The sequence below is a fragment of the Akkermansia sp. KLE1798 genome (assembly GCF_001580195.1).
Classification (GTDB): Bacteria; Verrucomicrobiota; Verrucomicrobiia; order Verrucomicrobiales; family Akkermansiaceae; genus Akkermansia; species Akkermansia biwaensis.
The window spans coordinates 161,819-174,840 of sequence record NZ_KQ971082.1 but is presented as its reverse complement, the minus strand read 5'-3'; the positions used below and the strand labels follow the sequence as shown (position 1 = coordinate 174,840).

10 protein-coding genes are annotated in these 13,022 nt (G+C 56.8%); 9 read left to right on the top strand and 1 reads right to left on the bottom strand.

Features of this window, described 5'->3' with window-relative positions:
• Positions 1 to 184 precede the first annotated feature (184 nt).
• Complete coding sequence (locus HMPREF3039_RS07400) at positions 185 to 2,326, top strand: polyribonucleotide nucleotidyltransferase (RefSeq protein WP_067573851.1); 2,142 nt, start codon at positions 185 to 187, stop codon at positions 2,324 to 2,326.
• Positions 2,327 to 2,441: 115 nt separating this feature from the next.
• On the opposite strand, the gene HMPREF3039_RS07395 is transcribed toward HMPREF3039_RS07400, so the two are convergent.
• Positions 2,442 to 3,305: an AraC family transcriptional regulator gene (locus HMPREF3039_RS07395; protein ID WP_067574089.1), complete on the bottom strand. Its 864-nt coding sequence runs from the start codon at positions 3,303 to 3,305 to the stop codon at positions 2,442 to 2,444.
• Between the two features lie 453 nt (positions 3,306 to 3,758).
• On the opposite strand from HMPREF3039_RS07395, the gene HMPREF3039_RS07390 reads away from it, so the two are divergent.
• The 8 genes from HMPREF3039_RS07390 (at position 3,759) to HMPREF3039_RS07355 (ending at position 12,943) form a co-directional block, all read left to right on the top strand.
• Positions 3,759 to 4,754: an alpha/beta hydrolase gene (locus tag HMPREF3039_RS07390; protein WP_343124312.1), complete on the top strand. Its 996-nt coding sequence runs from the start codon at positions 3,759 to 3,761 to the stop codon at positions 4,752 to 4,754.
• A gap of 150 nt (positions 4,755 to 4,904) precedes the next feature.
• Positions 4,905 to 5,861 (top strand): EamA family transporter, encoded by a 957-nt coding sequence (locus HMPREF3039_RS07385; RefSeq protein ID WP_231863875.1) that lies wholly within the window; start codon positions 4,905 to 4,907, stop codon positions 5,859 to 5,861.
• Positions 5,862 to 6,156: 295 nt separating this feature from the next.
• Positions 6,157 to 7,080 (top strand): DUF3737 family protein, encoded by a 924-nt coding sequence (locus tag HMPREF3039_RS07380; RefSeq protein WP_067573849.1) that lies wholly within the window; start codon positions 6,157 to 6,159, stop codon positions 7,078 to 7,080.
• A gap of 32 nt (positions 7,081 to 7,112) precedes the next feature.
• On the top strand, positions 7,113 to 8,345 hold the full coding sequence (locus tag HMPREF3039_RS07375; RefSeq protein WP_067573847.1) for an MFS transporter: 1,233 nt from the start codon (positions 7,113 to 7,115) through the stop codon (positions 8,343 to 8,345).
• Positions 8,317 to 9,549: a DUF418 domain-containing protein gene (locus tag HMPREF3039_RS07370; protein WP_067573845.1), complete on the top strand. Its 1,233-nt coding sequence runs from the start codon at positions 8,317 to 8,319 to the stop codon at positions 9,547 to 9,549. Before HMPREF3039_RS07375 ends, HMPREF3039_RS07370 begins: the two co-directional genes overlap by 29 nt.
• Positions 9,550 to 9,734: 185 nt before the next feature.
• On the top strand, positions 9,735 to 10,094 hold the full coding sequence (locus tag HMPREF3039_RS07365; protein WP_147549833.1) for a cyclophilin-like fold protein: 360 nt from the start codon (positions 9,735 to 9,737) through the stop codon (positions 10,092 to 10,094).
• A 189-nt stretch (positions 10,095 to 10,283) separates the two neighbouring features.
• Positions 10,284 to 11,621, top strand: a complete 1,338-nt coding sequence (locus tag HMPREF3039_RS07360; protein WP_067573838.1) for a hemolysin family protein — start codon at positions 10,284 to 10,286, stop codon at positions 11,619 to 11,621.
• Positions 11,618 to 12,943: a hemolysin family protein gene (locus tag HMPREF3039_RS07355; RefSeq protein ID WP_067573837.1), complete on the top strand. Its 1,326-nt coding sequence runs from the start codon at positions 11,618 to 11,620 to the stop codon at positions 12,941 to 12,943. Before HMPREF3039_RS07360 ends, HMPREF3039_RS07355 begins: the two co-directional genes overlap by 4 nt.
• Positions 12,944 to 13,022 lie beyond the last annotated feature (79 nt).

Here is a 13,022-nt window from a genome sequence, read left to right as displayed (position 1 = left end):
GGAACGCTTGATCCGCATGGGATGTGCGTCCTGCCGCGCGAGTCCTTTTTCCATTCCGGGAAGCGAGGGCCGCGAATAAGTTCTTCCTGAGGCACTGCCCGTACCTAACGTCATTCAGGTTTTCCGCCCGGAGCCGGCCTGGATGAGCAGATGAGGCTGCGGGTGATTGAAAGACAATAATATAATGAGCATACATTCAGTTGAATGCAACGTTGGTACAAATCCCGTTACGATTGAAACCGGTAAAATGGCACGTCTTGCGGACGGCGCCGTGACAGTGCGTTGCGGAGACACCGTGGTTCTGGTCACGGCTGTCAGCGCCACCAAGGTGAAGGAAGGCCAGACCTTCTTCCCCCTGTCCGTGGAATACAAGGAAAAAGCCGCTGCGGCGGGCATGTTCCCCGGCGGCTACTTCAAGCGCGAAGGCCGTCCCACGGAAAAGGAAATCCTGACCTGCCGCATGACGGACCGTCCGCTGCGCCCCCTTTTCCCCAAAGGCTATCTTTACGATACCCAGGTGATCGCCATCCTGCTCTCCGCGGACGGTGAAAACGATTCCGACATTCTCAGCATCAACGGCGCTTCCGCCGCCCTCTGCGTGTCCGACATTCCTTTCCAGGGCCCCGTGGGCGCCGTGCGCGTCGGTAAAATCGACGGCCAGTTCGTCATCAACCCCACCAATACCCAGCGCAAGGAAAGCACCTTGGACCTGGTGTACGTGGGTAATAAGAAGGACGTGATCATGATTGAAGGCTCCGCGAATGAGCTGCCGGAAGAAGAATTCGTGCAGGCCCTCCGCTTTGCCCAGGAAAACGTTACCAAGCTTTGCGAAGCGCAGGAAGAACTGGCCCGCGTGGCCGGCAAGCCCAAGCGCTCCTATGAACTGATCGTCGCCAAGCCGGAACTGCTGGAAATCGGCTATGAAATTGCCGGAGACCGCATTGAAGACGCCATCTACGCCGACAGCAAGGTGGAACGCCAGAAAAAGGTGGGCGCCCTGCGCGACGAAGTGGAAGCCGCCATCAAGGAACGCCACCCGGAAGCCACGGACTTTGATGTGGAGCAGGTGTTTGAATACATCCAGAAAAAGGCCTTCCGCATTTCCATCATGGAAAAGAACAAGCGTGCCGACGGCCGTGAACTCAAGCAGCTGCGTCCCCTGACGGCGGAAATCAACTGCCTGCCTTCCGTCGTTCACGGTTCCGCCCTCTTCGCCCGCGGTGAAACCATGGCCATGGCCCTTGCCACGCTGGCTCCGCTGGAAGAAAGACAGTACTTTGACTCCTACACCGGCGGTGAAGACACCAAGCGCTTCATTCTGCACTACAACTTCCCGCCCTTCTCCGTGGGCGATACGGGCCGTTTCGGCGGCCAGAACCGCCGTGAAATTGGCCACGGCGCCCTTGCGGAACGTTCCATCGCTCCCGTCATTCCGGCGGATGCGGATTTCCCCTATGCCATCCGCGTTTCCTCGGAAGTCATGGAATCCAACGGCTCCACGTCCATGGCCACCGTCTGCGCGGGCACCATGTCCCTGCTGGCCGCCGGGGTTCCGCTGATCCGTCCGGTAGCCGGCATCTCCGTGGGCCTGGTGACCGAATTCAATGGCGACCAGATGGAACGCTACGTGACTCTTCTGGACATCATCGGTTCCGAAGACTTCTACGGCGACATGGACTTCAAGCTTTGCGGCACGGACGCGGGCGTCACCGGCTACCAGCTGGACCTCAAGCTTCCCGGCATCCCGCTGGACATTCTGGAAGAAGCCATCTATGTGGCCAAAAAGGGCCGTTCCGACGTGCTGAACGTGATGCATGAAGCCATTGCCGCCCCGGCGGAAATGAGCCCGAACGCTCCCCGCATTGAATCCACCAAGATTCCCGCCGACCGCATCGGCGAACTGATTGGCCCCGGCGGCAAGAACATCAAGGCCATCCAGGCGGAATCCGGCGCCGACATCAACATTGAGGAAGACGGCACCGTGCACATCTATGCCTCCAAGCAGGAAGGCCTGGACCGCGCCATGGAACTGGTTACCCGCATGTTCAAGACCATTGAAATCGGTGAGTTGTACACCGGCAAGATCGTTTCCACGACTACCTTCGGGGCGTTCATGGAAGTGCTGCCCGGCAAGGACGGCCTCATTCACATCTCCGAACTGGCCGAAGGCCGCACGGTGAAGACGGAAGACGTCGTCAGCGTGGGAGACGTGGTGACTGCCAAGTGCATCGGCATCGACGACAAGGGCCGCGTAAAAATGTCCATCCGTGCCGCTCTGCGTGACGCCAAGGCTGCCGAAGCCGAAGCCGCCGGCATCACAGAATAACGGTTCTCCATTGAGCCTGTAATCATAGGGGCCGTCTCTCCCAGGTACTCAACCGGGAAGGCGGCCCCTTTTTTGTCTGGGAGCTGCCGTTGGGGCAGGCCCTCCTTGATTCCCGTCAAACTTGCGCGGATTGCAGCATTTTAATATCCGTGCGGGGCGGATTTCCGAACATGCGCTTGTATTCCCGGTTGAATTGGGTAGGGCTTTCATAGCCCACGCGGAAGGCGGCATTCCCCGCATCCATGTTTTCCAGAAGCATGAGGCGTCTGGCCTCATTCAGGCGGATTCTCTTTTGAAATTGTAACGGGCTGATGGCTGTCAGGGCGCGGAAATGCTGGTGGAAGCCGGAAGGGCTCATTCCTGCGTGTTTCGCCAGTTCGCTGATATGCAGGGGCTGGTCGAAATGCTGCTTCATCCAGTCAATGGCGCGCGCGATCTGGTTGCTGCGGCTCTCCGCCATGATGATCTGCCTCAACCGGGTTCCCTGGCCTTCATCCATCAGCAGGCGGTAGTAAATTTCCTGTTCCACCAGGCGCTGGAAAACGGGAATTTCCTCCGGAGTATCCAGCAATGCCAGCAGGCGTTCCACGGCGTTGAGCAGGGGCGGCGTCAGCTTGCTGACGCCTATTCCCCGGTCCGTCGGGCTGGAACTGGCCGGGGGGAGGCTGCCGTGGAGCATGAGCCGGGATATCTCCTTCAAATCGAGTTCCAGCGTCAACCCCAGGTAGGGCTTTTCCGGAGTGGCTTCCAGGATGTGGGAAACGATCGGGAGCTCCACGGAAGAAACCACGAACGTTTGCGCGTCATAGACATAGGCCTCATCCCCCAGCAGGATGCGCTTGACCCCTTGTGCGATCAGGCAAAGATGGGGGGCGAACATGTAGCTGTTCGGTTCCGTGGGGGACGACCAGCGGTGAAGCACCAGTCCGGGAATAGCTGTCTCTGTCCGGTGCTTCCCTTCCGTCCATTTGGCAATCATACCGGCAAGCCGTAACGGTTCATGTGCGGCGGGGAAGGAAGGAACTTCGGAAAACCCCTTCTTCATTTCATTCGTCCATTTCATGATGTCCCCATTGTATTCAAGGAATGGCCGGGAGCAATCCCATTCATCTCCATTTTGCAGGATTGGGCAATAATGCAAAAGTATCGGGCTAACTGATTTCCGGATATTCTGTTATATTGCCATTATCCGGTTGGAAGACCGGACAGGACCGTAAAGGGAAAAGGTGGAAGAGGCGAGGCACAGCCCGTTTCCCGCCATCCCCCGGCGGCCTGGGGCAAGGAAGCTGCGCTGAAACATGCCGGAAACCCTTCATGCGCCCCATGAAAAAACCTCAATCAAGCAAACAGAAAGAAACAGGCAATGAACTCGAAATCCATCATCAACCGCAAGGTAAAAAAACTCACGGCAACGGCCCTGGGCGCGCTCGTCATGTCCGGCGGCATCTCCTGTGCGGAGGACAAGCCCGCGGACGCGGACAATTTCTACAAGAGCGGCAAGGTCGCCTCGCAGAAAGTTGAATTCAACAACCAGTATAAAATGAAGGTGGCGGGAAACCTGTTCCTGCCCGGAGACATGGACAAGGATGCGAAATACCCCGCCATCGTCGTGGGGCATCCCATGGGCGCCGTCAAGGAACAGAGTGCGAACCTGTACGCCGCGAAAATGGCTGAACGGGGATTCGTGACGCTGGCCATTGATCTCCCCTTCTGGGGTGAAAGTGCGGGAGAACCCCGCAACGCCGTTTCTCCGGACATGTATGCCGAAGCTTTCAGCGCGGCCGTGGACTTTTTGGGCACGCGCCCGTTTGTCGACCGCGGCCGCATCGGGGCCATCGGGATTTGCGGCAGCGGAAGCTTTGCCATCAGCGCCGCCAAAATCGACCCGCGGCTGAAAGCCGTCGCCACCGTCAGCATGTATGACATGGGTGTGGCCAACCGCAACGGGCTCCGGAAATCGCAGACTCTTGAACAAAGGAAGAAGATTCTCGCGGAAGCGGCGGAACAGCGTTATGTGGAATTCACTGGCGGGGCAGCCAAATACACCAGCGGAACAGTGCATGAACTCAACGAAAATTCCCACCCCATTGAAAGGGAATTCTATGAATTCTACCGCACTCCGAGAGGCGAATTCACCCCCAGCGGCCAGTCGCCGGAACTGACCACGCATCCCACACTGACCAGCAACGTAAAATTCATGAACTTCCATCCGTTTGCGGACATTGAAACCATCTCCCCCCGCGCCCTGCTGTTCATCACGGGCGAGGAGGCACATTCACGGGAATTCAGCGAAGACGCCTACCGGAGGGCTGCCGAACCCAAGGAACTGTACTGGGTGCCTAAGGCCGGACATGTGGACCTCTATGACCGGGTAAACCTGATTCCGTTCGACAAGCTGACGGACTTCTTCACTAAACACCTGAAATAATCCTCCCGCGTTAAAAGAGCGGGCCGGGAGCATTGGTCACGGACCTTCCCGCGGCGATGCTCCCGGCGGTTCACGAACAAAACAGGGACAAACGGGAAAACCTGCATGGCTTTCTCCTGATAAGTCCTCCGCGGAAATCGACACCGGAACATGACGACAATGATGGAAAGCACGACAAAAAAAGAACCGGGACGCCTGGCTGTTATTCTTGCGTATTTTCTGATCTACGTCGTTTGGGGGTCCACTTACTACTTCATTGGCGTGGCCCTCAGGGGATTTCCACCCTTCCTGCTGGGAGGCCTGCGTTTCAGTGCGGCGGGAATACTGCTGCTGACCTTCAGCCGCATCCGGGGGGAGGGCATCTTCCGGGGCGGCCTGATCCGGAAGTCCGCCGTCAGTGGAATTATCCTGCTTTTCATTGACATGGCGGTCATCATGCTCGCACAGCAATACTTGAGCAGCAGTCTGGTGGCCATCCTTGCATCGTCAACCGTCATCTGGATCATGGTTCTGGACATCCCCATGTGGAAAACAAATTTCAGGCTTCCTGCCGTTTCCATAGGCATTGTCACGGGATTCCTGGGGGTGGGGCTTCTGTTTCTGGAACAGCTCTTCCATGGAGAGAAAAACGTCCATCACGAATATGGCGTGGTTCTCCTGGTCGTAGGCTGCATCTCCTGGGCTCTCGGAACACTGTATGCAAAATACAAATCGTCTTCCGAAGAAAAGGTGAACGATTTTGCCGGTGCGGCGTGGCAAATGCTTTTTGCCGGCGGCATGTTCTGGGTCTGTTCGTTCCTGGGCCGTGAAACGGCTGCCGTCAGTTGGGAAGCGATTCCGTCCGCTGCGTGGCTTTCCCTGGTCTATTTGATCCTGTTCGGTTCCATCCTCGCTTACACCAGCTACATCTGGCTCCTCAAGGTGCGCCCGGCAACGGAAGTAGGGACCCATGCCTACGCAAACCCGCTTGTGGCGGTGGTACTGGGCACGATGCTGGGCGGTGAGGCGATAAGCTGGATTCAAATAATGGGGCTCTGCATCATCCTTTTCAGCATCTCCCTGATCAGAAAACCTTCCGGCAGCTACATCCGGAAAGGAATTCCATGACTCCCTATTCCCCCCATTCCCCGAACCTCTCCCTGCCGCATCGTCACAATCACATTTTGTTGACACCCCATGCCGGGACTTCCTCTCGCCAGCACCAAATAACCTGCCGCCGGAAACAATTTTTCATGCCACCGCGAAAAAACGGTCCATCCTGATTACAGTTGTTGTAACTTTAACCCTGAATACAAACAGCAGAAATTACAAACCCTGAAGAACAGGGGCATCACAAGCGTCCTTTTCAAAAAATCTCCTGCCCCGGCAGACATTAACGATACTTTCAACAACACACATCATCATGAAAAAAGAATACATCAGCAACGCATCGTACGGAGGCGAACGCCCCCTCTTTGCCACTCGCAACCTGAGACTCCGCAATGTGACGATTCTCCCCGGAGAGTCGGCCTTGAAGGAATGCTCCGGAATTGAAGCCGCTCATTGTGAATTCACGGGGAAATACCCCTTCTGGCACAATGAAGACCTTCTTCTCAAGGATTGCATCTTCCGGGAAGGGGCCCGGGCCGCCATCTGGTATTGCAGGAATTTGCGCATGGTGGACACCCTTGTTGAAGCCCCGAAAATGTTCCGCGACATGGACGGGCTGAAGCTGGAGCGCGTCCGGCTGCCCAATGCCCAGGAAACCCTCTGGCATTGCAGCCATGTGGAACTGGACCAGGTGGCGGCGGACAAGGGCGACTACATATTCATGCACGGTTCCGATATACGGATCAATCAATTCCGGCTTCGGGGGAACTATTCCTTCCAGTACTGTAAAAACGTGGAAATACGCAATGCGGAAATCCATTCCAAGGATGCCTTCTGGAACACGGAAAACGTAACGGTATATGATTCCGTGCTGGACGGCGAATATCTGGGCTGGCACTCGAAGAACCTGCGCCTGGTCAATTGCCGGATTTCAGGAACCCAGCCCCTGTGCTACGCCACGGATCTGGTCATGGAAAACTGCTCTATGGCGGAAGATGCCGATCTGGCCTTTGAAGACGCCAGCGTGCAGGCGGAAATCAGCGGAACTGTCCGCAGCGTCAAAAATCCGCGCAGCGGCCGCATTGTGGCGGACGGGTACGGGGAAATCATTCTGGACAGCCACTGCAAGGCGCCGGGTGACTGTTCCGTGGAAACCCGTGGGGCGGAATCCGGACAGGCTGCATGGCACCCGGCATCCGCCGGCAAGAGAACCTCTGAAAGGCAGTACACGGAATAAAAACGGAAAAGGGGACCGAACACGATTAAACAATGAAACGGGAAAACAACCAGCATGCGGGAAATGCGGGCGGTCTGCTTGTCTTTATCCTTACTGCCGGCGTATTCGGGATCATCAATACGGAAATGGGAGTCGTGGGGATCCTTCCCCAGATAGCGGAGACATTTCAGATCAGTGTGCCGGACGCCGGGTGGACGGTCGGCCTGTTTGCGCTGATTGTGGCCTTGTCCGCTCCCGTCATGCCGATGCTGTTTTCCAGGGTCAACCGCAGGACGGTCATGCTGCTGACCCTGGGAACCTTCACGCTGAGCAATCTCGTTTCAGCATTTACCGACAGTTTTACAGTCGTATTGATAGCCCGGGCCATTCCCGCCTTCCTTCACCCGGTTTACGTTTCCATGGCCTTCACGGTGGCTGCGGCGTCGGCAGGAAAGGCGGGAGCTCCCAAGGCTGTTGCCAGGGTTTTCATCGGCGTATCGGCCGGAATGGTCCTGGGTGTTCCGGTCACCAGCTTCATCGCAAGTATGGCGTCGTTCTCCATGGCCATGCTGTTCTTTGCCGCCGTGAATGCCGTGGTGCTTGTGGCTACGCTGCTCTTTGTTCCCTCTCTGCCCGTCCGGGAGCGGCTTTCCTATGGAACCCAGCTCGGTGTTCTGAAAAAGGCAGTCACCTGGCAGGCTATTCTGGCCGTTACAATGATCAACGCGGCCATGTTTGGCTTTTTCAGCTACATGTCGGACTATCTGAGAACGGTAACGGAAATATCCTACACACTCATTGGCATGGTATTGCTGGTGTACGGACTGGCCAATATCGTCGGCAACGTCCTGGCGGGCAGGCTGCTTTCCATGAATGCCGTGCGGTGTGTAACCCTTATCCCGTTTGTCCTCTTTGCGGTTTACGCGTCCTTGTTCCTGCTGGGTGGCTGGCTTGTCCCGGTAGTAGTCATTATCTTTGTTCTGGGAATTCTGGCGGGCATTGCCAGCAACAACATGCAATACATCATCACGGATGCCGCGCCGGAAGCTCCCGACTTTGCCAATGGCCTGTTTCTCGCGTCCGCCAATCTTGGAACGACGGTGGGAACGGCCGTTTGCGGATTGTTCATTACCTTCTTCAATACGCGTTATTCCGTATTGGGGGCGCTCCTGTTTCTCGTGGCGGGCATCGTCTTCATCTTCCTCAGGAATCGTTCCTCAAAGCCTCTCTCATCTTCTCAAATCTTGAAAAACATCCATGAACAACCATCCTTCAGAACACATTGACCCGGTCCGTCCAAAAGAACGCCATGTCATCCTTGATGCTTTAAGGGGACTGGCGCTCTTCGGAATCTGTTTGGCCAACTTCCCGGAATTCTCCCTCTATACCTTTCTGAAAAGCGACGCCGTGTCGGCAATGCCCACGGCTGGAATCGACAGGATCATCAGATACATCCAGTACATCCTGATAGACGGAAAATTCTACACGATGTTTTCACTCCTCTTCGGGATAGGATTTTCCATCATCATCTCCAACGCCATGCGGAAGCATGCGGACGGCTTCCGCATCTTCTACCGGAGGATGGGAATCCTGCTGGTCATCGGCTTCCTGCACCTGATGTTCCTCTGGAGCGGTGACATCCTGATGCTTTATGCCCTGCTGGGCCTGCTTCTGCCCCTCTTCCGGAATGTATCCAACAAGGGGCTGCTCCTTGCTTCCGCCTTCCTGCTGCTGGTCCCCATCGCGGCGGATGCGGCGAGGGCCGTCTCCGGCATGGACCCGTCCGCCCCAGTCGTCCACATGCAGCAGTACTTTTGTGTAAAATACGGCATTACGGAAGACAACTTCGCCTTCTGGCTGAGGGATGCCGCCAGCTACACGGACGTTTTCAAATTCCTGGTGCAGGGGGCCTTCGTCAGAATGCAGGAATTCATTGACGGCAACCGTTTCTTTAAGGTGATGGGATTGTTCCTGCTGGGATTCTACATTGGCAGAAACCGCTTGTATGCCAATCTGGAAGGCAACAAAAAGCTCTTGAAAAAAGTATCCATGTACGGCTTCGCGATCGGACTTCCCGTCTCCGTATTCTATGCGTGGAGCTCCATGAACGGCCATCCGTGGGGGATGACGGTCCATTCGGCCCTGTACGCGTTTGGCGTTTTCCCTGTGGGGCTGGCGTATATGGCGTCCGTCAGCCTGTGGTACCTTCACCGCAGGGAATGCCGGATATTCAAAATACTGGCGGCTCCGGGGCAAATGGCTCTGACCAATTACATCGGGCAGTCCGTGCTGGGCATGATTATTTTTTATGGCATCGGCTTCGGCTTTGGTGCGGATACCGGTCTTGTTGCCGTCATGCTGGTGGCGGCCGGTGTCTATCTCGTTGAGGCGGCATTCAGCCGCATCTGGTTGCATTATTGCCTGTTCGGCCCCCTGGAATGGATATGGCGCATGCTGACTTACGGAAAATGGCTCCCACTCTTAAAATAAATCGTGACGAATATGAAAAAATGCACTTCTCCCGCAAAGCGTCAGGAACAATAATCTTCTCTCCTGCCTTGGCGGTCTTGCTCTGCATGACTTCATGCGATGCGGACGGAGCCGTTGGACATTCCGGGGCCGATGCTTCCCACGGAGATATGGCTGCCGGTCATCACTCGCAAAAAAACAACGCCATGAACAACATGATCAAAATAACCGTCGGCTCCTCAACATTCACGGCCACCCTTTCAAATAACGCGGCTGCGGCCGCGTTCCGGGCACTGCTGCCTTTGACGCTCAAGATGGAGGACGTCAACGGGAATGAAAAATTTTATCGCCTCTCCAGGCACTTGCCCGTTGCCGCTGCCAACCCGGGAACCGTGTGTGAAGGGGATTTGATGTTGTGGGGCGCCGGGGGACTGGTTCTCTTCTACAAAACTTTTTCCACATCCTACAGCTATACGCGGCTGGGGCGCGTTGACAATGCCGCCGGGCTTGCGAAGACCCTTGGCTCCGGGGACGTGGAAGTCACTTTTGAACTGAACCAGGATTAACGGAATAACGCGGAAAACGGGAAACATTGCAGTGGAGATGTGACTATCCGCGGCAAATGGCGGAACCTTGAACGGCAGGGAAGGGGAGGTTTTTCCATGGCATAAAATTATGCAGGGAAATCTTGACAGGACTTTTGCGGTTTCTATGATGCGGATGCCCGTTGCGTTTTACGGACACCCCAGGAATTCATGATTCTTTTCATCATTTTCGTTATTCTCCTTTTGATTCTGGTCAACGCCTTTTACGTTGCCGCAGAGTTCGCCGCCGTGAGCGTGCGCCGCAACATGATCCGTGAAATGGCGGAGGGCGGCAGCAAGGTGGCCGTTCATTTGCTGAAAATCCTGGAGAACACCCGCGAGCTTGACCGCTACATCGCGGCCTGCCAGTTCGGCATTACCATTTCCAGCCTGATTCTGGGTGCGTACGGGCAGGTGCAGTTGTCTTCCTACCTGCTTCCGCTGTTTGAACGGTTCGGCGGAATGGACTCCGTGATGGCCGCCTCCGTTTCCGCCCTGGTCGTTCTGGTGGGGCTGACAGTGTTCCAGGTGATTCTGGGGGAACTGATGCCCAAGTCGCTGGCTCTCCAATTTCCGCGGCAGGCGGCCCTGTACACGTATTACCCCATGCGCTGGACGCTCACTTTCTTTGCGTGGTTCATTGACTTCCTGAACGGGAGCGGCCTGCTGCTGCTCAAGCTCTTCAGACTGCCGCCGGGCGGCCACCAGCACATCCACTCCCAGCAGGAAATCAACATGCTGCTGGATGAAAGCCATGAGGGCGGCCTGCTGGAAGAGGACGAGCACGAGCGGCTGCACAGCGCGCTCTCCCTGGCGGAACGCACCGTGGAACAGATCATGATTCCCCGCTTTCAGCTGGTCTGCCTGGATGTGGACGCCACGCAGGAGGATATTCTGGAAATGATCTCCGGCAGGCCCCACACCCATATCCCCGTTTATGAGGGCAACCGCGAATCCGTGATCGGCATGCTGCACATCAAGGACATGGTGGCCGCTTACACGGAAAAAGGCGTTCTTCCCCCTTTGCGCTCCATGCTGCGCCAGGTGCCGTGCGTGATGGAAATGCAGACGGTGGAAATGCTCATGTCCCAGTTGCGCGAGGAAAAGGCCAAGGAAGCCTTCGTACTGAATGAATACGGAAAATTCGTGGGGCTGGTGACGCTGGAACGCCTGCTGGGTGAAATGGTGGGCGACATTGACGATGAATTCATCCGCTCCGGTGAAAAGGTGGAATACCTGCCTGACGGCTCCGTCAGAATTCCCGGAATGATGCGCGCCCACAAGGCGGAATGCCTGGTTCCCTTCCTGATGAACGGAGCCACGACGGTGGGCGGCTGCGTGATCAAGCACATGTCCTGCATCCCGAAGGAGGGGGACCGGCTGATCATCGCCGGGCGCGTGCTGGTGGTGGAGAAAATGGATCACAACCGCGTATCCTCCGTCCTGCTGCTTCCTCCTGAAAAAAAGGCGGAAGGTAAATCTGCCGTGGAAAGCGGGGTGGACATATGATGACGGTTCTCATTATTCTGCTGCTGATCGTTCTCAACGGGCTGTTTGTGGCCGCGGAATTCGCCCTGCTCGGCGCTCCCCGCGCGGCCCTGGAGCAGATGGCGGCCTCCGGAAACATGGTGGCGCGTCACATCACCCAGGTGCTGAAAACTCCCAGGCTCCAGGACCGCTACATTGCCACGGCCCAGCTCGGCATCACGTTTGCCAGCCTGGGGCTGGGCATGTACGGGGAGCATACCATGGCCGTATGGATTCAGGAATGGCTGGGCCGGTACGGGTGGGCTTCCTGGCTGGTGGCGCACGGTGCGGCCAGCGTCCTGTCCGTGGGCTTGCTGACGTATCTCCACATCGTTCTGGGGGAAATGGTGCCCAAGGCCCTGGCCCTGCAATACGCCACGAAGCTCAGCCTCATCATCACGATGCCCATGTACGTCATCCAGCTCTGCCTGTATCCCCTCGTGGTGGGCATGAACACGCTGGGCAACTTCTTCCTGGGACTTCTGGGGGTGGACAGGAATGAATCCAAGTCTCACTACCATTCCGCGGAGGAACTCCAGTACATCATTGAGGAAAGTCATGAAAACGGCGCCCTGCCGGAAGAATCCGGCCGCATCATGGACTGCCTGTTTGACCTGGACGACTTGTACGTGCACCAAGTGATGACGCCGCGCGTCCGGATAGACGCCATTCCGGAAGGAGCGGACCATGAGCAGATCCGGGAAATCGTGCGCCGCACCCGCCGCACGCGCTACCCCGTTTACCGTGGGGACCTGGACCATGTGGTCGGGATGGTTCATGCCCGCGACCTGTTCCGGATCATGCTCCGGGGCGAATCTCTGGGGGCCGAATACATTCATTCCATTCCCAAGGTCCCCAAAACCGTCAAATTTGACAATGTGGTGGAAATCATGCGGAGGGACAACGTGCGGCTGGCCATTATCCTGGACGAACACGGCGGCACTTCCGGCCTGCTCACCCTGACGGACGTATTTTCCGAGGTAATGGGCTGGGACCGCGGCCGCATCCGCGTTCTGACGGACCTGCCGCCGGACGCCGTGGGATTTTCCTGCGACGTGTCCGGCCTGGCCCGCATCGGCGAACTGGGGGAAGCCTTGGACATGGACTTGCAGAATGAGGAAATAGACACCGTGGGCGGTCTGGTCCTCAACCTGCTCCAGGCTCCGGCGCGGGAAGGCGATATTGTCGGCTACCTCGGTTTGGAATTCAAGGTGACCCGGACGGACAACGGAGGGGTGGAGCGGTGCGTTGTCACCCGGATTACCCCGCTGATGCGGGAAGAGGCGCTGGAAGGCGAGGAATAACTGTTCTCCGCCACTTTCTCAGCGTTTCCGGGGGATTTGCGTAAAAGTTCCTTGGTGGAGCGTCTATAATGTGGCAAGA

What these genes read in the sequence shown, in the direction of transcription:
- HMPREF3039_RS07400 (WP_067573851.1), top strand. Translation starts at nt 185, where the DNA reads ATGAGCATACATTCAGTTGAATGCAACGTTGGTACAAATCCCGTTACG.
- HMPREF3039_RS07395 (WP_067574089.1), bottom strand. Translation starts at nt 3,305, where the DNA reads ATGATTGCCAAATGGACGGAAGGGAAGCACCGGACAGAGACAGCTATT.
- HMPREF3039_RS07390 (WP_343124312.1), top strand. Translation starts at nt 3,759, where the DNA reads ATGTCCGGCGGCATCTCCTGTGCGGAGGACAAGCCCGCGGACGCGGAC.
- HMPREF3039_RS07385 (WP_231863875.1), top strand. Translation starts at nt 4,905, where the DNA reads ATGACGACAATGATGGAAAGCACGACAAAAAAAGAACCGGGACGCCTG.
- HMPREF3039_RS07380 (WP_067573849.1), top strand. Translation starts at nt 6,157, where the DNA reads ATGAAAAAAGAATACATCAGCAACGCATCGTACGGAGGCGAACGCCCC.
- HMPREF3039_RS07375 (WP_067573847.1), top strand. Translation starts at nt 7,113, where the DNA reads ATGAAACGGGAAAACAACCAGCATGCGGGAAATGCGGGCGGTCTGCTT.
- HMPREF3039_RS07370 (WP_067573845.1), top strand. Translation starts at nt 8,317, where the DNA reads ATGAACAACCATCCTTCAGAACACATTGACCCGGTCCGTCCAAAAGAA.
- HMPREF3039_RS07365 (WP_147549833.1), top strand. Translation starts at nt 9,735, where the DNA reads ATGAACAACATGATCAAAATAACCGTCGGCTCCTCAACATTCACGGCC.
- HMPREF3039_RS07360 (WP_067573838.1), top strand. Translation starts at nt 10,284, where the DNA reads ATGATTCTTTTCATCATTTTCGTTATTCTCCTTTTGATTCTGGTCAAC.
- HMPREF3039_RS07355 (WP_067573837.1), top strand. Translation starts at nt 11,618, where the DNA reads ATGATGACGGTTCTCATTATTCTGCTGCTGATCGTTCTCAACGGGCTG.